The organism is Microbacterium sp. LEMMJ01, from assembly GCF_002114135.1.
Lineage (GTDB): Bacteria > Actinomycetota > Actinomycetes > Actinomycetales > Microbacteriaceae > Microbacterium.
In genome coordinates, this window is sequence record NZ_NCTV01000014.1 from 1 (window position 1) to 18,783 (window position 18,783).

The window sequence follows — 18,783 nt, forward strand, 5'->3', positions numbered from 1 at the left end:
GGCAAGACCGTCGTGGACCTCTCCGACAACCCGCACCTGCCCCAGGAGGCGTGACCAGATGTCCACGACGCAGACGCCGACGCTGACGCTGATCGGCCCCGGTCGGCACGGCACAGCGATCGCAGGCCTGTTCGCCTCCCACGGCGTGAACATCAGCCTGTTCCACTACAAGCCGGCGAAGGCTGAGGCCGCCGCCCGGCGACTCCGACCGATCGCGCGGAATGCCCGCATCGACATAGCGACATCCCTGGAGGAAGCCGCCCAGGCATCCCCGTTCCTTGCCCTCACCACCCTCTGGGGCGCCCCGCAGCAGGCGGTGGTCTCTGCACTCGGGGACCTCCTGGACGGCAAGATCCTGATCGACGTCGCCAACCCGCTGGACGTCACGCCCACGGGCGTGCAGCTGCGGCGACCCGTGGAAGGGTCTGCGGGGCAGTACCTGGCGTCGCTCCTTCCGGCGAACGTGGGACACGTGAAGGCGTTCTCGAACCTCGCCACCGCCGCGGTCGCGAGCTCCGCGATCGCCGAGGCGAGCCCGAAGGCGGTCCTGCCGTACCTGGCCGACTCGGCGGAGACATCCGCGCAGGTCCGCCCGCTGCTGGCGCAGACCGGCTGGCAGCCCCGCTACGTCGGCACGCTCCGCAGCGCCCGCGACCTCGAGATCACCGGCACCTACAACCAGGTGTCCGGCCGGCTCGGACGCAACGTTCTCGACGTCGACGAGTTCACCGCCCGGTTCGGCCCCGAGCAGACGCCGGACGCCTGACGGCCGCGTGAGCCATCCGGCACACCGGGCGAAGCGGCGCCGAATCCCGGTCAGTCCCGTCGTGCAGGCGGGCTGAAGGCGTGCTCTGTCTTGATGGATGCCGTCGAATCGGACGCGAAGAACGCCAGGACGTCGCGGGCTCGTCGCGGGTCGGATGAGGTGGTCGCGACGGCGCCCGAGAACACGGTCTCGATGGCGCAGTCCGAAGGCAGGACACCGAGGATGCGCACCCCGGGTTGACCGACGAGCTCGCTGAGCTGCTGGAAGCCGAGGTCGACCTGGCCGTCGGCGAGCAGCCGGGCGACCGGGATGCCGGGTCGCGCCTGCACGAGACGATCGCCCACCTGGCCGGTGAGGCCCCAGTCGTCGATCGTGCGGACGAGCGCCGTGCCGCTCGGGCCGGTGGAGTAGCCGATGCGAGCGGCGGCGCGCAGGGCCTCGCGGACCCCGCGGGCGTCCGCGAACGCCGCCGTGTCGGGGCGGGCGGCGGGCGAGGGCGTGCCCGAGGGAACCGCGACCGCGACGCGCGAGAGCATGAGCGGTGTGACCGTCGCCGCGTCCACGTGGCCGTCTCCGGAGAGCCGGTCCAGAGCGTCGGCGGCGAGGAACACCAGATCGAGCTGCTCACCCCCGGCCACGCGCTGGGCGGCGTCCACTCCGCCGACGGACTCGATCTCGACGAGGGGCAACCCCCTGTCCGCTGCCGCCGTGGCCAGGTCGGCGAGGACCTGACGCGTCGCCATGGAGGAGATGGCTCTCACACGGCCGCCTCGAACGACTCGGCGTCGACCTCGCTCGTCCCGGTGGCGTTGTAGCGCGGCCCCGACACCGTGGCGGTGTCGATCAGCTCGCCCGCGCGCACGAGCACCGCGGGATCGACGACCGTGCCGAGAGAGCGCTGGTTCTCGCGCACGTGGTGCGCATCCGTGCTCCCGGGGATCGGCACGACGTGATCGCCGCGGGAGAGCAGCCACGCCAAGGCCAGCTGTGCCGGCGTGCGGCCGGCCTCGGCGGCGAGGGCTCGCCACGCGGGCAGCAACGCGGCGTTGGCGGCCCAGTGCTCCGGCTGGAAGCGCGGCATCGCGCGGCGGATGTCCTTCGGCGGCAACTGCTCCGGGTCGGTGATGGAGTCGGCGAGGTACCCGCGTCCGACCGGTGAGAACGCGACCAGCGCCACCCCGGCGTCACGGGTGGCGTCGAGGATGCCGAGCTCGGGATTGCGACTCCAGAGCGAGTACTCGTTCTGCACCGCGGCGATGGGCGCCGCCGCGAGCGCCTCCCGGAGACGGTCCACCGACACCTCCGACAGCCCGATGGCGCCGATCTTTCCCGCCGCCACCATCTCGGCCAGCGCCCCGACGCTCTCGGCGATCGGCACCTTCTTGTCCCACCGGTGCAGGTAGTAGAGATCGATGTGTTCGACGCCGAGCCGCCGCAGCGAGGCGTCGACCTGTGCGCGCAGCGTCTCGGGGCGCCCGTCGATGACCTTCACGCCGTCGACGAGCGCCATGCCGCCCTTGCTGGCCAGCACGACCTCGTCCCGACGCCCCGCGATCGCGCGCCCGACGAGCTCCTCGTTGCGGCCGCCGCCGTACAGCGTGGCGGTGTCGAGCAGCTGGACGCCGTCGTCGAGCGCGGAACGCACGAGCGCCACTCCGTCCTCGAGAGACGGAGGGGTGCCGTAGGCATGGCTGAGGGACATGCACCCGAGCCCCATGCGGGGAAGCCTCACGCGAGCTGCTCCTCGAGCGCGCCGAGCACGCGGTAGCAGTCGATGACCTGGCGGATCGACGAGTTCGGCTCGCGGCCCTCGCGGATCGCGCCGACGAACTCCCGGTCCTGCAGCTCGATGCCGTTGAGGCTGACGGCGACCTGCGAGACGTCGATCTGCTCGTCACGACCGTTGTAGAGGTCGTCGTAGCGCGCGATGTAGGTCTCGGTGTCGCCGATGTAGCGGAAGAACGTGCCGAACGGTCCGTTGTTGTTGAACGACAGCGACAGCGTGCAGATCGCGCCGGTCTCGCTCTTGAGCTGGATCGACATGTCCATCGCGATGCCGAGGTCGGGGTGGATCGGGCCCTGGATGGCGTTGGCCTGCACGATCCGACCCGCCTGGTAGGCGAACAGGTCGACCGTGTGTGCCGCATGGTGCCACAGCAGATGGTCGGTCCACGACCGCGCCTCGCCTTTCGCGTTCGTGTTCGTGCGGCGGAAGAAGTACGTCTGCACGTCCATCTGCTGCACCGCGAACTCGCCGGCCGCGATCCGGTTGTGCACCAGCTGATGCGACGGGTTGAACCGCCGCGTGTGCCCGACCATGGCGACCCGGTCGGAGGCGGATGCCGCGGCCAGGGTGGCCTCGGCATCCGCCAGCGAATCGGCGAGCGGGATCTCGACCTGCACGTGCTTGCCCGCGGCGAGCACCGCCTGCGTCTGATCCGCGTGCTGCTGCGTCGGCGTCGCGAGGATCACCGCGTCGACGTCGTCTCGCTCGAGCACGGCGTCGAGACCGAGCACGGCATTCGGCACGCCGTACTTCTCGGCCACCGACTCCGTGGGCTCGGGCCTGGTGCCGCTGACGACGGTCACCTCGGCGTCGGGGATGTTCGCGAGGCCGTCGAGGTGCTTCATGCCGAAGGCGCCGGCGGCGCCGACGACGGCGACGCGAACCTTGTCACTCATGCGTGGACTTCCTCCAGGGGGAGGCTCACACTCTCGGACTCGACGGGCCGCGGCGCGACGGGGTTGGTGACGACCAGGTGGCCGACGGCGGTGTTGGACGCCGGGACGTGGTAGAACCGGTGGTTCACCTCGGGCGCCCCGCCGCCGAACTGGTCGTCCATCGCCCCACGGGCGATGAGCCAGTCCACCAGCTCGATGCCCTCGGATCCGGCCTCGTCGACGTACTCCATGTGCGACCATTCGGTGAGGCCCAGCGGGTCGGCGATCAGGTGGTCGAGGAACGCGTTGTCCCACTCCTCGTTGATCAGTCCCGCGCGCGGGCCCTGCAGCTGGTGGCTCATCCCCCCGGTGCCCCAGATCTGCACGTTGAGCTCGGGACCGTCCCACTTGTCCAGCGCGCGACGGATCGCCTTGCCCAACTCGTAGCACCGACGCCCGGACGGAACCGGGTACTGCACGACGTTCACCGGAAGCGGGATGACCCGGCACGGCCACTCCTCGACGTCGCCGAACACCAGCGACAGCGGCACGGTCAGGCCGTGGTCGACGACCATCTCGTTGACGAGGGTGAGGTCGAAATCGTCCTGGATGACCGACTGGGCGATGTGCGCGGCGAGCTCGGGATACCCCTTCACGTCGGGCACCGGGCGCGGGCCGTAACCCTCGTCGGCGACGGGATAGTGCGCGCCCGTGCCCAGGACGAAGGTCGGGATGATGTTCGAGTCGAACGCCGTGGCGTGGTCGTTGTACACCAGGATGATGACGTCGGGCGTGTTCTCCTTGGCCCACTTCCGGGTCCACTGGTACCCGTCGAAGACCTTCTTCCAGTACGGCTCCTCGGTCTTGCCCAGGTCCATCGCGGCGCCGATCGCCGGCACGTGCGACGTGAACAGCGCCGACGTGAACTTCGCGGGGGCGTCCGGGCGCATCACCTCGGACTTCTCGTTCGAGGGCGGGGTCCACCCGTCGAGATCCTTCAGGCGCACGCCCTCGGGACGTCGGCCACCTCCGACCATCATGTCGCGGTACGCCGCCTCCGACATCCCGGTCATCGAGCCGGCCATCTGCTGGAAGCTCAGACCGTGCGTGGCGCCGATCTTGCTCAGGAAGTAGATGTTGCCGCCCTCGGCGATGCAGGTGTTCAGGTCGAGATCGAGCACCGCCTGACGCTGCACCGGGGTGAGGGGCCATTCGTCGAGGTACGCCTCGCGGTCGGCGAGGTAGCGCTCGCGGTTCTCGGGCTTCATGAGAGACATCGAGAACTGGTTGAGGTGGTAGCCCTTGCGGGCCTGCTCGGCATCGAAGATGGTCGTGCCGGGGATGTCCTTGTACGGCTTGTCGAGTGCCATGGTCATTCTCCTTCGGGCCAGTACAGCCGCGACGGGTTGTCGACGAGCAGCCTCTGCTGCAGTTCGGGGGTCGTCGCGATCTGTGGGATGTAGTCGACCAGCAGCCCGTCGTCAGGCATGTGGTCCTTGAGGTTGGGGTGGGGCCAGTCGGTGCCCCACAGCACGCGATCGGGGAACTCCTCGACCACGCGACGGGCGAACGGCACGACATCCGTATAGGCGTGCTGCTCGCCATTCAGCGCGCGCGGACCGGTGGCGCTGAGCCGCTCGGGGCACGACACCTTCGTCCACACGTTGGGGTTCTCGCGCATGAAGCGCAGGAACAGCTCGAACTCCGGACCCTCCGGGTCCTTCGTCACATCCGGACGCCCCATGTGGTCGACCACGACGTCCGTCGGGATCGCCGAGAAGAAGTCGTAGAGGTCGGGAAGGTCCTCGGCCTCGAAGTAGATGACGACATGCCACCCGAGGGGGGCGATCTTCTCCACGATCGCGTCGAGCGAGTCGGTCGGCACCCGGTCGACGAGGCGTTTGACGAAGTTGAACCGCACGCCGCGCACACCGGCCTCGTGCAGCTCGGCGAGCTCCTCGTCGGTCACGTCGCGACGAACCGTCGCGACCCCGCGGGCACGCCCCTTGCTGCGGCGCAGCGCGTCGACGAGCGCCCGGTTGTCGGCGCCGTGGCAGGTCGCCTGCACGATGACGTTCCGGTCGAAGCCGAGCTGGTCGCGCAGCGCGAACAGCTGCGCGGCCGACGCGTCGCACGGCGTGTACTTGCGCTCGGGGGCGTAGGGGAACTCCGCGCCGGGGCCGAACACGTGGCAGTGCGCGTCGACAGCGCCGGCGGGGAGCCGGAACGTCGGGGTCGTCGGGCCGTCGTACCAGTCCAGCCAACCGGGCGTCTTCTCGAAGCCGCCGCTGGTGTCGCCGTGCGCGATCGCCTGTGCGTGAGCCATCGTCAATCCTCCACGTACTCGAGGCCCGCGGCCGCCAGCGGCTCCCGCATGCCGTAGATGTCGAGACCGAGCACGCCCTCGCGGAACTTCTGGCGCTTGGCCTCCTCGTTGTCCTCGCGCTTCTGCGAGACGTCGGCGACGGCGCCGACGAGCTCGCGGGGGACGACCACGACGCCGTCGACATCCGCGACCACCACGTCGCCGGGGTTCACCACGGCGTTCGCCACGACCACGGGGATGTTGACCGAGCCCAGCGTCGCCTTGACGGTGCCCTTCGCGCTGATGGCGCGGGAGAAGACCGGGAAGCCCATCTTCTCGAGGTCGGCGACGTCGCGGACGCCCCCGTCGATGACCAGGCCCTTGCAGCCCCGGGCGGTGAGGGAGGTGGCGAGCAGCTCGCCGAAGAAGCCGTCCTCGCTCTCCGTGGTGCAGCCGGCGACGATGACGTCGCCCTCCTGCACCTGCTCGGCGGCGACGTGGAACATCCAGTTGTCGCCGGGCTGCAGGAGCACCGTGACGGCCGGGCCGCACAGCGTCGCCCCGCTGTACGCCGGGCGGATGTACGGCCGCAGCAGGCCGACCCGGCCCATCGCCTCGTGGATCGTGGCGACCCCGAACCGCGAGAGCCGCGCGACGTCGGCGGAGTCGGGCCGCTCGATGCGCGTGCGGACGATGCCGAGGTCGTTCAGTCGCTGAGTCATCGGGTTCTCCAGGGTGAGGTCACAGGCCGCGGGCTCGCAGGGCGCGGTCCAGGCGCGGGTACACGCGGCGGGCGTTGCCTTCGAAGACCTGTCCGCGTCGTTCGTCGGTGAGGTTCCCGGTCGCATCCACGTATCGCTTCGTGTCGTCGAAGTAGTGGCCCGTGCGCGGGTCGACGTCGCGGACGGCGCCGATCATCTCGCTCGCGAAGAGGATGTTCTCGGTCGGGATGACCCCGGTGAGCAGGTCGATGCCCGGCTGGTGGTACACGCACGTGTCGAAGTACACGTTGCCCAGGAGGTGCTCCTCCAGCTCGGGCTTGCCGAGCGCCATCGCCAGGCCGCGGAAGCGTCCCCAGTGATAGGGCACCGCGCCGCCGCCGTGCGGGATGACGAGCTTCAGGTCGGGGAAGTCGCGGAACAGGTCGCCCTTGAGCAGCTGCATGAATGCCGTCGTGTCGGCACCCAGGTAGTGGTCGCCGGTGGTGTGGAACTGCGGCTTGCACGAGGTGCTCACGTGGATCATCGCGGGCAGCTCGTACTCGACGAGCTTCTCGTAGAGCGGATACCAGCTCTTGTCCGTCAGCAGCGGGGCGGTCCACAGTCCGCCGGACGGGTCGGGGTTGATGTTGACGGTCACGACGCCCAGATCGTTCACCGCCCGGTCGAGTTCGGCGAGGGTCGTCTTCGGGTCGACGCCCGGCGACTGCGGGAGCATCGCGCCCGGGAGGAAACGGTCGGGGAACAGCTGCGACACCCGCGCGACGAGGTCGTTGCAGATGCGCGCCCAGGTCTCGCTGACGGCGAGGTCGCCGAGGTGGTGGGCCATGAACGATGCACGGGGACTGAACACCGTGACATCGCTGCCGCGGTCGTCCATCAGCCGCAACTGGTTCGCCTCGATGGTCTCGCGGATGTCGTCATCGCTGATCCGCAGCGCGGCCGGGTCGGGCGCCTCGCCCGCGCCTTCCGCATACGCGATCTGCAGATCGCGCCACGCTCCCAGCTGCGCGGGGGCCGTGGTGTAGTGGCCATGGATGTCGATGATCAACGTGCGTCCTCGTCACTGTGATCGGGTCGGTGCCGGGTGGTGCGTGCCACGTCGGCAGCGGTGCCGGTGCTGTCACCCTGACTCTAGTTCGCTCTATGGGTATGGTCCAATAGATGTAGGAGCCGAACCGTATAGATGGGATCAATGCGATGTCGCTCACCGATCTCAACCAGTTGCGCACTTTCGTCGTGCTGTACGAGCTGCGCAGTCTGACCGCCGCCGCCGAGCGATTGCACGTCACGCAGCCGACGGTCAGCTACACGCTGAGGAGGTTGCGGCAGCGGTTCGGCGACGACCTGTTCCGCCGCCAGGGGAACGAGATGGTGCCGACCCCGCGTGCCCGGCAGCTGTTCGGACCGCTGCACGAGGCACTGTCGCGCATCGATGCCGTGGTGAGCGCGCCCGACGCCTTCGATCCCGCGAGCTTCGGCGGGGAGCTCTCGCTCGCGCTGACCTCGATCGGCGAGCAGACCTTCCTGCCGCCGATCATGCCGGTGCTCGCGAAGGAGGCGCCGGACCTTCACCTGCAGGTGCGGCGGCTGGACGCGGATCAGGTGGAAGACGGGCTCGTCCGGGGCACCATCGACCTGGCGATCACGGTGTCGTTGCTGGACTCGCCGCGGCTGTGGCGCACACCGGTGCGCGACGTGGAGTACGTGGCGCTGTCCTCGCGTGCCCATCCGCTGCCTCCGACCGCCGCGGACATGTTCGTCGGGCGCCGCTTCGTGCGGGTGTCCTCCCGCGGCGGCCACGTGTACCCGCTCCAGGCGATGATCGAACAGGGACTCATGCCGCAGGTGACGCTGACGGTCGAGGAGTACGCCACCGTGCCCGCGGTGCTCGAGGCGACCGATCTCGTCGTGCTGCTGCCGCGACACGTGGCCGAGGTGTTCTGCGGATGGTTCCCCGGTCTGCGCATCGCCGAGCTGCCGTGGCCGGGCCAGAGCACCCCGGTCGCGCTCTACACGCGACGCGAACTGAGCATGTCTCCCGCGCAGACGTGGTTCCGATCGGTGGTGCTGGATGCGGTGGCCGCCGACGACCACCGGCCGACCTAGCCGTTCTTGCGGTTCCAGCTTGCCTTCGCGGGCGCGAAAGGGCTGCGCACGTGGATCGACCAGTTCGAGTGCGGGTGGACGGAGAGGATCGCCCGTTCGAACCACGACCGGGCCTCGTCCGAGAGCTGCGGCAGCACCACGTCCTTGTCGAGGTCATCCTCCGGCCGCGGCCGCAACGCCTTCCAGACCAGCTGCACCTCGGGCGCACCGGTCGGAATGCCGTCGACCTCGAGCACGGCGCGATCCCACGGCAACTGCAGCCGCGGGTCTCGCCGGTACAGCCAGGCATGTTCCGTCCCATCCTCGACGTTCACCTGAAGCACCCAGGCGCCGGAGCGCTCGTCCTGAATCCGCACCGGCTGCACATCGGCATCGTCGGGCGCGTCGGCCCAGGGGATGACGGCGTCCTCCCCCGCAGGCGCCCAGGCGGTGAAACCGGCAGGCAACGCCCGGACCAGCTGCGGCAGCCCGCCTTGGGTGGTGCTCACGTCCGTGTTCGGCCGTTCGCGGATCGTCCGGCCCAGCCAGTGCTCCAGGGCCACCCCGCCCGACAGCCACCAGCGGGCGCTACCGACCCGAAGGAGCTCAGCGACAGCATGAGGCGTGAGGGGCTCCCAAGCCGTTGCAGCATCCGGAACAGAAACCATGAGCCGAGGCTACCGCCGTCGCGTCAGGCAGGGGACCAACCATCGCCGCAACACCGTCGACGCGAGCCGTGTCATCCTGAGCGCATGGCGAACTCGCCCTCCAGCGACTCGATGATCGACCGCATCGTGCGCGTCCTCGAGACGTTCACAGCTGATCGTTCGGTGCAGTCGGCCAGTCAGATCGGGCGCCGAGCGGCGCTGCCGTCGTCCACCGCGCACCGGATCGTGGACGAGCTGGTCGACGCCGGACTGCTCGGACGCGACGAGGACCGCCGCGTCCACCTGGGAATGCGCTTGTGGGAACTGGCCCTCCGCGGGTCGACCGCGCTACGTCTGCGCCAGGCGGCGCTCCCCTATATGGAGCGCGTGCAGACGCACATCCGCCAGCACACCCAACTCGCCGTTCTCGAACAGGACGAAGCACTGTTCCTCGAACGCCTTTCGCACCCCGACGCCGGTGCGAACATCACACGGATCGCTGGGCGGCTACCGCTGCACGCCTCCTCGTCGGGCCTCGTCCTGCTCGCGCACGCTCCCGCCGATCTCCGCGAACGCGTGCTCGCCCAGCCGTTGCGCGCTCTCGCACCCGAGACGGTGACCGATCCCGGACGTCTACGCCGTCTCCTCGCTGGCGTGCGTCGCGATGGCGTGGCGATCGCGCAAGGTTCGATCGAATCCGTCTCGACCGGCGTGGCCGTGCCGATCCGCGACGCAGGTGAAGTCGTCGCCGCGCTTTCCGTGGTGCTACCACGACAAGCGCCGCACACGGCGGCGATCATCGCTCTGCGAGAAGCCGTGACCGGCATCGAGGCCACGCTGCGGTCCCCCCGATAGTCGGCGTCTCCCGTTCAACGGGAATGCGGCGTTCGACCGTCTGAACCGGGTTCACACTGAGCGAGGCATCCGTTGTCACGTCGAAGGAGACGCCCCAATGTCCACCATCCGCACCCGCGTCGCCATCGTCGGCGCTGGACCCGCCGGACTGCTGCTGTCGCATCTGCTCGCGGCGTCCGGCCTCGAGTCAGTCGTCATCGATCAGCGTTCCCGTGAAGAGATCGAGACCACGATCCGGGCAGGCATCCTCGAACAGGGCACCGTCGAGGTGCTCGACACGCTCGGCGCGTTCAGCCGCGCCCGCACCCTGGGAGACCGCCACGACGGCATCGAGCTCCGCTTCGCCGGCAGCGGACACCGCATCGACTTCGCCGACCTCGTCGGCCGCGGTGTGTGGCTGTACCCGCAGCACGAAGTCCTGAAGGATCTCATCGCCGCGCGGCTCTCCAGTGGCCAAGACCTGCGCTTCGGCGTGACGGCGCATCGTATCGAGGACCCCGCGTCCGACCGCCCACGCGTCATCGCCACCGGCGCAGACGGATCGCCTCTCGAGATCGAGGCCGAGTTCGTCGTCGGCGCCGACGGGTCACGCAGTGTCGTGCGGGAGGCCGTAACCGGTTCCCACACAGGCGGGCACTTCCGCGAGTACCCGTTCGCCTGGTTCGGCATCCTCTGCGAGGCGCCGCCCAGCGCCGACGAGCTCATCTACAGCAACTCCCCCGATGGCTTCGCGCTCATCAGCCAGCGAAGCACCACCGTGCAGCGCATGTACTTCCAATGCGATCCCCGCACCGACCCCAGCACCCTCACCGAGGAGCAACTGTGGGAAGAACTGCAGAAGCGGGTGCCGGGGACGACGCTCAAGGAAGGCCCCGTCTTCCAACGCGACGTGCTGCGATTCCGGAGCTTCGTCGCCCTCGAACTGCTTCGCGGCCGCCTCGCACTCATCGGCGACGCCGCCCATACCGTGCCGCCCACCGGCGCGAAAGGCATGAACCTTGCCGTAGCCGACGTCCTCGTTCTCGAGCGCGCGCTGCGCGCGCTTCTGCTCGAGAGGGACAGCCGCCTCGTCGAGGCCTTCCCCGAGACGGCGCTGCACCGCATCTGGAAGGCCCAGCACTTCTCCTGGTGGATGACCAGCATGCTTCACGTCGCCCCCGATGCAAGGGACTTCGACCGCCTCCGCCAGCTCGGAGAGCTCCAATCCGTCGTCGAGTCCGAAGCCGGCCGCCGCTTCCTCGCCGAGGCATACACCGGCTGGCCCCTCCACACCCTCACCTGAGCCGGCGCTCACGGTTCGGACCAGAGGGTGCGGCACCCGCGGGTCGGCGTCAGTCCAGCCAGCCGGGGACCGCGGGAACCACCGGGTAGTCGATCGCAGGCGCGTCGCCAACGATGGGATCCATGCGGATCCGGCTCAGTCGCATGAAGGCGATGCGCCAGCCGGACTCGGTGAGTCGGTAGAGCTCCTCGTAGTAGCCATATCCCCGCATCCCCCTCTGTTCCGGCACGGTGATCCCCATATACCCTCGTGACCCGCGTGGCCACGTCAGATAGTCGGTCATGGCCCAGCGCCCGCGAGCCGAGAAGTCATCGATCCGCCGAAACTGCGGCATGAACCCGTGATGGACGCTGACGACCTCTTCGGTCATGTTGCGCATCAGGTTCTCCACGAACGTGTCGGGGTCGGGCGCGGCGGCCCACAGTCCTTCGAAGACGCAGTCGTCCACGAAGAGTCCGCGCAGTTCGTCCCACTGCTTCAGGTCGACGTAGTGAAAATAGCGTGCCTTCAGGTCGCGGAGCTCCTCTGCCACGGTGGGGGTGACCGCACGTACTCGGGGCATCGAGAAACCATCCTCGCTCTTCACGGCGCCTGGGTACTTCCTCTACTGCTCGTCGATCTCGAAGTCGACCGAGGCGATCTGCTCCGAGATCGCTCCGGAGAGAGGGAAGAGCGGCAGATGCGCGGGGTGCGTCGCGTAGGCACGGACATCGTCGAGGGTGCGGAAGTCGGCGACGAGTGCATAGTCCCATGCGCGTTCGCTGCGCATCACGTCGGGGCCGTGTGACAGTCGGACCAGGCCGGGAATCTTTCCGAGCAGACCATCGAGCAGGTCGCGCCACTCCTCGAGCACGGCAGGATCATGGTTCGCTGCGAACGAGAAGAACACGACGTGACGGATCATCGTGCCCCGGCTCCGTCGGCAAGGCTCAGGTCGCCGATCGACGCGCCGCTGGCGGTACGCCCGAGAAGGTAGGCCATGGTCATGATCGGACCGAGCGTGGCGCCGGCGCCGGGGTAGCCGGCGGCGAAGGCGTTCTCGGAGGCGTTGCCGACCGCAAACAGGCCGCGTATGGCATCGCCGTCTGCGTCGAGGACCCTTCCGAGGCCGTCGGTGGCGATCCCTCCGCTGGTGCCGAAGCAGCCGTTCACCACGGCGAGAGCGTAGTAGGGGCCTTGCTCGAGCGGTGCGAGGCTGGGATTGGGATACGGGTTCTGTTCGTCTCCCCAGTAGCGGTCGTACGCGCTCGCACCGCGGTGGAAGTCCGGATCCTCCCCACGGGCGGCGTGCTCGTTGAATCGCGCGACCGTCTCGGCCAGCGCCTGGGCGGGAACGTCGATCTTCCCGGCGAGCTCTCCGAGGGTTGCTCCTTCGACGAGCCAGTCGGGAGTCGGCTCCTGGCGTGCATCGACCAATGTCGGAGGCCTCCCGTAGCCTGTAAATGTCACATTCACTAGCCAACGTTCCGGGAGGACACCATGGCCACCACACCGACCACCATCAAGGCGGGCACCCCGCGCGACTTCCTCGGCCTCGTGCCCGCGCTGCTCGGCTTCACCCCGCAGGACTCGCTCGTGCTCGTGCCCTTCGAGGCGTCGCGCACGATCGGGGCGATGCGACTCGACCTCGACGCGGATGCCGCGACGCTCGCGCACACCGGCCTCGGGCTGGTCTGCCGAGTGCCGCGCGTGACCGGGGTAGCCGCCGTGATCTACGCCGCCGAGGACGCCGACAGCACCCGCGATCTCGGCCAGCAGATCGCCGATGTCGCCGACCGGCAGGGACTGCACCTGGTGGACGTGCTCTACGTCGCCAGCGACGGCTACGGCAGCCACCTGACCGGCGAGGCACCGCGCCCCGTCGCCGAGATCGCGACCCCGGACGCGCTGCGCGAGAAGGTCGCAGCATCCCAGACCGCCGGGGCGAGCATCCCCGACGCCGACCCGGCGCGTGCCGCCCGGATCGCGTTCGCGGCCGCGCGGATGGACGACGATGCCCTCGCGGACTTCGTCGCCGTCGCGGAGGACGCCCTGACCGGTGACCCCGCCGACCTCGACACCCGCCAGGCTGCGATCCTGCTCACCGGCATCGGCATCCCGCTGTGGCGTGACGTGGCCCTCATCCAGTGGGCCACCGACCGCGGCAACGGCACCCGTGCCCTGGCCGCGCAGATCGGCCACTCGATCATGGGCGCACCCGTCCCCGAGAGCATCGCCCGCACCCTCTACGGACAGGGCGACCGCCCCGACGCCGACCGGCTGACGGCGGGACTCGCGCTCGTGCGCCACCTTGCCGCCTACGCCGACGACCAGGAGCGCCCCAACCTGCTCGCCGCCGCCGCCTGGCTGTCCTGGGCGCTGGGCCGATCCACTCACGCCACCGTCTACACCGACCGCGCCCTCGCGATCGACCCCGACCACGGCATGAGCCAGATCGTCGCGACCCTCTGCTCGGCAGCCGTGCTCCCGGATTGGGCGTTCGCCCGCTGAGCGTCACCGAGTGCCCGCCGGTCACCCCGGCGGGCACTCGCCCGTGACGCACTCGCGATGTCCCCGCGCGATGTCGGAGGCCACCCGTAGCCTATGAATGTCACATTCACTAGCAATCGTTCCGGGAGGACTCCATGACCGAGACCATCAACAACGTCCACGACATCCGCGCAGCCGTCGAGCGCGCGATCCGCTTCCACGCTCCGCTGCGCGCCGAGTTCGACGAGGGATGGACGACCATCGAGCCGGACGAGCTGCGCCAGGCCTGGGACGACTACAGCCTCAGCGACCCGTTCACCCTCGACCCCGCAATGCCCGCCCTGCTCGCTCGCATCGACGCCGACCACCCGGACGACGACCCCCAGGTGTGGGTGCCCCTCGGCGGGCAGGGCGACCCCGACTATCTGGATGCCGTCGTGGTCACCGAGCGCACCGTCACCAAGTACACCGCGCGCGACGGCCAGATCGAGCAGCCCTACTCGCTCCCCGAGGGCGACCCCCACGGCCTCACGCAGAGCGGCTGGCGGGCCGCGGCGAGCGCAGCGCGCTACGCGATCATCGGCCTCAACGCCGACGCCAGCAACACCGAGTACCTGCGCGGGCAGATCGAGGCGTACCTGACCGCGTTCGGTCACTTCGAGCCGGGGCGCGATGCCGACGCCAAGCGCGAGCGGGTCACCGCCGAGATCACCGCGGCGATCGCCGCCCAGTGACCCACGCCGGGGCGGGCGCGCAGACCGCGCCGCCCGCCCCGCCCAATGTCGGAGGCCACCCGTAGCCTGTGAATGTCACATTCACCGTCGAGAGTCCAAGGAGGACGCCATGACCGACACCACCACCCTCATCACCCGCACCCCCGGCGACACGTTCCGCTTCCGCGGCACCGAGTACGTGCTGATCGACTTCGCCCGCACCAAGGCGAAGATCGCAGCCCTCACCGAACCCGGCAAGGTGTACACCCTCGCCCGCACCGCCACCGTCGAGCCGACCGGGCACAGCGACGACGCACTCGCCGCTGCCCTGCAAGCCACCGCGGCCGCGCTGCCGAGCCTGATCCCCGGAACCCGCGTGCGCATCGTCGCCAACCCGCGCACCACCCGTGACGGGCTGGCCGGAGTCGAGACACTCATCGTCCGCACCAACCCCAAGTCATACACGCTCGCCAACGGCTGGCGCGTCAGCCCTGGGCTGGTCGAAGCCGTCTGACCCCCTCGCCGCCGCCGGGTGCACACCTACCCCGGCGGCGGCGAGCACCACCCACCCGAGGGGAGCCGGCTACACGCCCCTCCCCTCGGCGGGAGCACCTCGAGTTCCATCCCCCGCCCGCGCTCGCCGCAGGCCTTCACCGTCCCCAGGAGGACACAATGACCACCACCGAACCCGCGGCCTCAGCCGCACCCCGCATCCCTGCCGACGACCTGATCGACCGGCTGTGGAGTCTCATGCACGACATCGAGGCAGCCGATTTCCCCGCGCTGCGCATCGTCGAGCTCGACGAGCCGACCGACTACGGCGAGCGCACCGTGCTGTGGTGCCCGCGCTGCGATCAGCACGTCAACGTCGAGGACGGCTACCTGCGCGCGATCGACATGGACGTGCGCTACAACAGCGTCGGCCAGATCAACACCATCGAGCGCACCGTGCCGCAGTACGAGGCAGACCCCGACCCCGGCGACGTGCTCGTGTACCTGCACCAGACCGACGCGCACGGCGAGCACGGCGTGCGTCTCCCCGAGGGCTGGGAAGGCGTCTGGAAGGCGTAGCCGCACCCCTGCGACATGAGCGCCCCGCGCCTCTGCCGGGGCGCTCACGCACGCCACGACCGACCCTCTGCTGCGATGTCCGACCCCACCCGTAGGCTGTGAACGTCACATTCACTAGCAAGCGATCCGGGAGGACGCCATGACCACCTACATCACCTTCGGCCCCGACCACGCCGACCTGCACCCGCACGTCGGTACGGGACTGAACCGCGGCTACGTCGCGATCAGCACCGGCGACCGCGGCCGCGACATCGCCGCGGCGTTCGCGATCCTCGGCGAGCAGTGGGCCTTCGACTACCAGGACGCAGCCGCGCTGGATGCCCGCTACCCGGACGGCGAGATCGCCCGCATCACCCTCATCGACGAGGCGGCGCAGAAGGAGATCGCCGGTCTGATCGAGGACACTTTCGCCGCGGCCGAGGGCGACAGCAACGACGCCGAGATCGAGGCGCTACAGGCCGCACGCGACCGCCTGGCCGCGCTGATCGACTACACCCCCGCCCACGAGCGGGACTGGACGCCGCTCGACGCGGCCTGATGTAGGAACCGCTCAGAGTTGTCCGCGGTGCCAGCCACAGAGCCGGGATCTCCCACCGAAGATGTCCACCGGAGTGCGGCCAGATTCTGTGCTGAGTTGTCCACGACGGCTGCGGCCAGCTTCGTCGAAGCCGTCAGTACTTGATTTCCGCTGGATCTCTGAACGCCACTAGACCTACGAGATTTCCTTCGGGGTCGCGAATGAATGCTTGCCATTCTTCTCGCCCTGCTGGTCCGAGCGCATCTCTGGTGTGAGTGAAGATCGGCCGCCCCGGGGATACGATTTCGACCTCGCCGGCTCGGTCGACGGCTAACTCCAGATCATCGACGCGGAGGTAGAGCAGCGCTGACGGTGCCGCGCTCTCGAGTAGCAAACGGACGCCGTCGAGATCGAAGAACACCAAACCGGGCGGATCGAATCGGGCCACAGGGGCGGAGCCGAGCAGTGCGGAATAGAAGGCTGTGGCGCGTTCCAGATCGACCACGCGCTGGGCTACTTGGACGAGAGACGCCATGCTCATTTGCCGTCGCCGTGCACGTCTCGAATGACGGCGAGGGAGCGATCGAGTAGTTCCCGCAGCGCATCTTGGTCCACCCCCGACAATCGGGGGAGGTAGAGGCACGCGCTACTGGTGCGGTGTGGACCGAGCCGCTCGAGCAGGTCGGGCCACCGCTCGGCAAACCCCTCGACCAGGTAAAGCGTGTGCTTGGACCCGGAAGCGAAGGCGATCTCAGGCGCGATACCCTCTCGCCCGCTGTCGTACGCGTAGCCGTATTGGCCGAACCCGACAATCCGTTCCGCCCACACCACCGGCGGGCGCTGTGCAACGTGCTCGAAGAGCTCGAGGAGTTCGGTTACCTCGCCGCGTCGTGGCCCGGTTGCCCGGTCCAGCGCCTCGTCGACGCTGGTGTCGGAAGGCATCACGAGGCGGTCTCCGTTGCTCGCTGCGATTCGATGTATGCCTTGAGTCGGGCCAGATGGTCGCCGTCCTCCTTCTTTGTGATCGCGGCCACCAGGGGCAGCATCATCCGCCGCAGTCCGCCGGCGGCGAGCTCGCACGTCCACTCGATCCGCGTGCCGGTGCCGGCCGGGTGCAGCCGGTAGACGTAGGTCGCGGTGATGCCCTCCGCCTCGCTGGCGACCGCAAAAGCGGTGGGCGGCTCGAGAGCCACGATCTGCAGCTGCCCCGTCGCCTCCTTGCTCTTCACTCGGCGCGTCTCCTCGATGACGGACCCCACAGCGAGCGGGCCATCCGTCACCTTCACGCTCTTCACGACACCGTCGACGTAGTCGACCGCCCTTGTGGGATCTGCCAGCACTGCGAACACTTCCTGTTGCGATCTGTCGATGTGCTCGGTGAACTCGAAAGCGATCATGGGCCTTCTCCTGGGTGATGGTCGGGGTGGTGATCAAGAGGCACATAGGCGTCTGTCCAGCTGACGCGAACGGCGTCGTTCGCGCGCTGGTCGACGTGATGGATCTCGAAGGGCGGTGCGCAGCGCAACCGCCACCCTTCTGAGGGCATCCATTGCACCCCGATAGCCGCGAAGGTCTTCGCGATCTGCTCTGCACCGCCGGTGTGCCGATGCGCGACGCACACCTGCGCCGGCATCTGGCGGTAGGTGAAGGGGTGGGGTGGATCTATCGGTGCGGCAATGGGGATGCCAGCGTCGAAGCGGATCTGCTCGTTGTCCACCACGTAAGGGTCATCTGGGGTGATGCCCACGAGGAGGTCGGAGGAGTGGGCGATGCCGTGCTCTATCGCGAAGGCCCTCAGCTGCTGCCACGGCTCGACCGATGGGTGCCCGATGCCGAGGCCGTTGTACCCGCGATGACGGAGGACGAGCAGGTGCCGCTCGGGGGTGCTCTCAACCCGTACCGGGACGGCATCGAGGTCATAACGGAGTGTCAGCGGCGTCTCTTCTGCGAAGCCCGCAAACGTCGTGCTCTGCTGCGCCAGGTCCGCGTGCTCGCGGTACGCGCGCAGCATCCTCCGATACTCCGATGGACTGATCTCGAACCGCTGCACGAACGCGCGTGTGAAGGTCTCGGGCGTTGCGAACCCGGATTCCAACCTGGAGTCCCGCGGGGTGGTGGTCTTTCGGGCCCGCGGCGTCGTGACCGCGACGGGGTGAGCCATCGTGCGATGGTCAGTGAGAACGACCAAGAACTCACACAGAAAGACGACACCGCACGATGGCTCTTGACCAGTCTGCCCTCCTCGAGCTGCTCGGGGAACTGAAGCTCACCGGCACCACCGACCGCATCCGAGCCGCGACCGAGCGGCTCTACCAGGAGCTGATCGACGCGGAGACAGCCGCATTCATCGGCGCCGCCCCCTACGAGCGCACGAGCGAGCGCACGACTACCCGCAACGGTTCCCGGCCGCGGGTGCTGTCGACCACGGCTGGGGATCTGGAGTTGCGGATCCCGAAGTTGCGGCAGGGGTCGTTCTTCCCGTCGCTGCTGGAGCGGCGCCGCCGGGTCGACCAAGCCTTGTTCGCGGTCGTGATGGAGGCCTACCTCCACGGCGTCTCAACCCGGAAGGTCGATGACCTCGTCAAAGCGCTCGGCGCTGACACTGGCATCTCGAAGTCCGAGGTGTCCCGCATCTGCCAAGGGCTCGACGCCGAGGTCGCATCGTTCCGCGACCGCTCGCTGTCTGACAT

At 69.0% G+C, this 18,783-nt stretch carries 25 protein-coding genes; 10 read left to right on the top strand and 15 right to left on the bottom strand.

Features of this window, described 5'->3' with window-relative positions:
* Positions 1-58 precede the first annotated feature (58 nt).
* Positions 59-766 (top strand): NADPH-dependent F420 reductase, encoded by a 708-nt coding sequence (locus B7W94_RS00905; protein WP_005052154.1) that lies wholly within the window; start codon positions 59-61, stop codon positions 764-766.
* Between the two features lie 50 nt (positions 767-816).
* On the opposite strand, the gene B7W94_RS00910 is transcribed toward B7W94_RS00905, so the two are convergent.
* From B7W94_RS00910 to B7W94_RS00940, 7 genes are read right to left on the bottom strand one after another with little or no spacing between them, the layout of a single operon-like run.
* On the bottom strand, positions 817-1,527 hold the full coding sequence (locus tag B7W94_RS00910) for a substrate-binding domain-containing protein (RefSeq protein ID WP_005052156.1): 711 nt from the start codon (positions 1,525-1,527) through the stop codon (positions 817-819).
* A complete protein-coding gene (locus B7W94_RS00915) occupies positions 1,524-2,498 on the bottom strand; it encodes an aldo/keto reductase (protein WP_005052159.1) in 975 nt (324 codons plus the stop codon). Before B7W94_RS00915 ends, B7W94_RS00910 begins: the two co-directional genes overlap by 4 nt.
* Positions 2,495-3,448: a Gfo/Idh/MocA family oxidoreductase gene (locus B7W94_RS00920; protein ID WP_005052163.1), complete on the bottom strand. Its 954-nt coding sequence runs from the start codon at positions 3,446-3,448 to the stop codon at positions 2,495-2,497. Before B7W94_RS00920 ends, B7W94_RS00915 begins: the two co-directional genes overlap by 4 nt.
* Positions 3,445-4,797 carry a protocatechuate 4,5-dioxygenase subunit alpha/beta gene (locus B7W94_RS00925; RefSeq protein ID WP_005052165.1) on the bottom strand — a complete coding sequence of 451 codons (1,353 nt, stop codon included), beginning with the start codon at positions 4,795-4,797 and terminating at the stop codon, positions 3,445-3,447. The genes B7W94_RS00920 and B7W94_RS00925 overlap by 4 nt, the downstream gene beginning before the upstream one ends.
* 2 nt (positions 4,798-4,799) lie before the next feature.
* Positions 4,800-5,753 (bottom strand): amidohydrolase family protein, encoded by a 954-nt coding sequence (locus B7W94_RS00930; protein WP_005052167.1) that lies wholly within the window; start codon positions 5,751-5,753, stop codon positions 4,800-4,802.
* A 2-nt stretch (positions 5,754-5,755) separates the two neighbouring features.
* Positions 5,756-6,454 carry a 4-carboxy-4-hydroxy-2-oxoadipate aldolase/oxaloacetate decarboxylase gene (gene ligK / locus B7W94_RS00935; RefSeq protein WP_085603660.1) on the bottom strand — a complete coding sequence of 233 codons (699 nt, stop codon included), beginning with the start codon at positions 6,452-6,454 and terminating at the stop codon, positions 5,756-5,758.
* A gap of 19 nt (positions 6,455-6,473) precedes the next feature.
* Positions 6,474-7,502 (bottom strand): amidohydrolase family protein, encoded by a 1,029-nt coding sequence (locus B7W94_RS00940; protein WP_005052173.1) that lies wholly within the window; start codon positions 7,500-7,502, stop codon positions 6,474-6,476.
* Positions 7,503-7,651: 149 nt separating this feature from the next.
* Here B7W94_RS00940 and B7W94_RS00945 point away from each other — a divergent pair, with 149 nt between their 5' ends.
* Positions 7,652-8,560 carry a LysR family transcriptional regulator gene (locus tag B7W94_RS00945; protein ID WP_005052175.1) on the top strand — a complete coding sequence of 303 codons (909 nt, stop codon included), beginning with the start codon at positions 7,652-7,654 and terminating at the stop codon, positions 8,558-8,560.
* Here B7W94_RS00945 and B7W94_RS00950 read toward each other — a convergent pair.
* Positions 8,557-9,207, bottom strand: coding sequence for a hypothetical protein (locus B7W94_RS00950; protein ID WP_005052177.1), 651 nt, complete (start codon positions 9,205-9,207; stop codon positions 8,557-8,559). The two genes, B7W94_RS00945 and B7W94_RS00950, sit on opposite strands and share 4 nt — an antisense overlap.
* Positions 9,208-9,291: 84 nt before the next feature.
* On the opposite strand from B7W94_RS00950, the gene B7W94_RS00955 reads away from it, so the two are divergent.
* Both B7W94_RS00955 and B7W94_RS00960 read left to right on the top strand, forming a co-directional pair.
* Positions 9,292-10,041, top strand: a complete 750-nt coding sequence (locus tag B7W94_RS00955; protein ID WP_005052180.1) for an IclR family transcriptional regulator — start codon at positions 9,292-9,294, stop codon at positions 10,039-10,041.
* A gap of 97 nt (positions 10,042-10,138) precedes the next feature.
* Positions 10,139-11,323, top strand: a complete 1,185-nt coding sequence (locus B7W94_RS00960) for a 4-hydroxybenzoate 3-monooxygenase (RefSeq protein WP_005052183.1) — start codon at positions 10,139-10,141, stop codon at positions 11,321-11,323.
* Positions 11,324-11,372: 49 nt separating this feature from the next.
* Here the strand turns inward: B7W94_RS00960 and B7W94_RS00965 are convergent, their stop codons facing one another.
* Genes B7W94_RS00965 through B7W94_RS00975 form a run of 3 tightly spaced genes read right to left on the bottom strand, consistent with a single transcriptional unit; the run spans position 11,373 to position 12,739 of the window.
* Entirely contained in the window at positions 11,373-11,909 is a 537-nt protein-coding gene (locus B7W94_RS00965) for a nuclear transport factor 2 family protein (RefSeq protein WP_052323124.1), read from the bottom strand.
* A gap of 18 nt (positions 11,910-11,927) precedes the next feature.
* A complete protein-coding gene (locus B7W94_RS00970) occupies positions 11,928-12,227 on the bottom strand; it encodes a Dabb family protein (RefSeq protein ID WP_005052188.1) in 300 nt (99 codons plus the stop codon).
* Positions 12,224-12,739, bottom strand: coding sequence for an FAD-binding protein (locus B7W94_RS00975; RefSeq protein WP_005052190.1), 516 nt, complete (start codon positions 12,737-12,739; stop codon positions 12,224-12,226). Before B7W94_RS00975 ends, B7W94_RS00970 begins: the two co-directional genes overlap by 4 nt.
* A 63-nt stretch (positions 12,740-12,802) precedes the next feature.
* On the opposite strand from B7W94_RS00975, the gene B7W94_RS00980 reads away from it, so the two are divergent.
* The 5 genes from B7W94_RS00980 (at position 12,803) to B7W94_RS01000 (ending at position 16,114) form a co-directional block, all read left to right on the top strand.
* Positions 12,803-13,813, top strand: coding sequence for a DUF4192 family protein (locus B7W94_RS00980; RefSeq protein ID WP_062637444.1), 1,011 nt, complete (start codon positions 12,803-12,805; stop codon positions 13,811-13,813).
* Between the two features lie 134 nt (positions 13,814-13,947).
* Positions 13,948-14,526 carry a hypothetical protein gene (locus tag B7W94_RS00985; RefSeq protein ID WP_005052196.1) on the top strand — a complete coding sequence of 193 codons (579 nt, stop codon included), beginning with the start codon at positions 13,948-13,950 and terminating at the stop codon, positions 14,524-14,526.
* Positions 14,527-14,635: 109 nt separating this feature from the next.
* The gene (locus tag B7W94_RS00990) at positions 14,636-15,019 is read left to right on the top strand and encodes a hypothetical protein (RefSeq protein WP_005052841.1); all 384 of its coding nucleotides are present in this window, start codon (positions 14,636-14,638) and stop codon (positions 15,017-15,019) included.
* Positions 15,020-15,177: 158 nt separating this feature from the next.
* The gene (locus B7W94_RS00995) at positions 15,178-15,576 is read left to right on the top strand and encodes a hypothetical protein (protein ID WP_062637442.1); all 399 of its coding nucleotides are present in this window, start codon (positions 15,178-15,180) and stop codon (positions 15,574-15,576) included.
* 139 nt (positions 15,577-15,715) lie between these two features.
* Positions 15,716-16,114, top strand: a complete 399-nt coding sequence (locus B7W94_RS01000) for a hypothetical protein (RefSeq protein ID WP_062637441.1) — start codon at positions 15,716-15,718, stop codon at positions 16,112-16,114.
* 133 nt (positions 16,115-16,247) lie between these two features.
* Here the strand turns inward: B7W94_RS01000 and B7W94_RS01005 are convergent, their stop codons facing one another.
* The 4 genes from B7W94_RS01005 to B7W94_RS01020 are packed head-to-tail and all read right to left on the bottom strand — an operon-like array spanning position 16,248 to position 18,254.
* Positions 16,248-16,628, bottom strand: coding sequence for a VOC family protein (locus B7W94_RS01005; protein ID WP_085603663.1), 381 nt, complete (start codon positions 16,626-16,628; stop codon positions 16,248-16,250).
* Positions 16,629-16,630: 2 nt separating this feature from the next.
* Positions 16,631-17,035 (bottom strand): DUF1801 domain-containing protein, encoded by a 405-nt coding sequence (locus B7W94_RS01010; protein ID WP_062637438.1) that lies wholly within the window; start codon positions 17,033-17,035, stop codon positions 16,631-16,633.
* Positions 17,035-17,490, bottom strand: a complete 456-nt coding sequence (locus B7W94_RS01015; RefSeq protein WP_054687628.1) for an SRPBCC family protein — start codon at positions 17,488-17,490, stop codon at positions 17,035-17,037. Before B7W94_RS01015 ends, B7W94_RS01010 begins: the two co-directional genes overlap by 1 nt.
* A complete protein-coding gene (locus B7W94_RS01020) occupies positions 17,487-18,254 on the bottom strand; it encodes an AraC family transcriptional regulator (protein WP_067121902.1) in 768 nt (255 codons plus the stop codon). The genes B7W94_RS01015 and B7W94_RS01020 overlap by 4 nt, the downstream gene beginning before the upstream one ends.
* A 56-nt stretch (positions 18,255-18,310) precedes the next feature.
* On the opposite strand from B7W94_RS01020, the gene B7W94_RS01025 reads away from it, so the two are divergent.
* The coding region (locus tag B7W94_RS01025; RefSeq protein WP_172400037.1) for a transposase at positions 18,311-18,783 on the top strand (473 nt) is incomplete at its 3' end.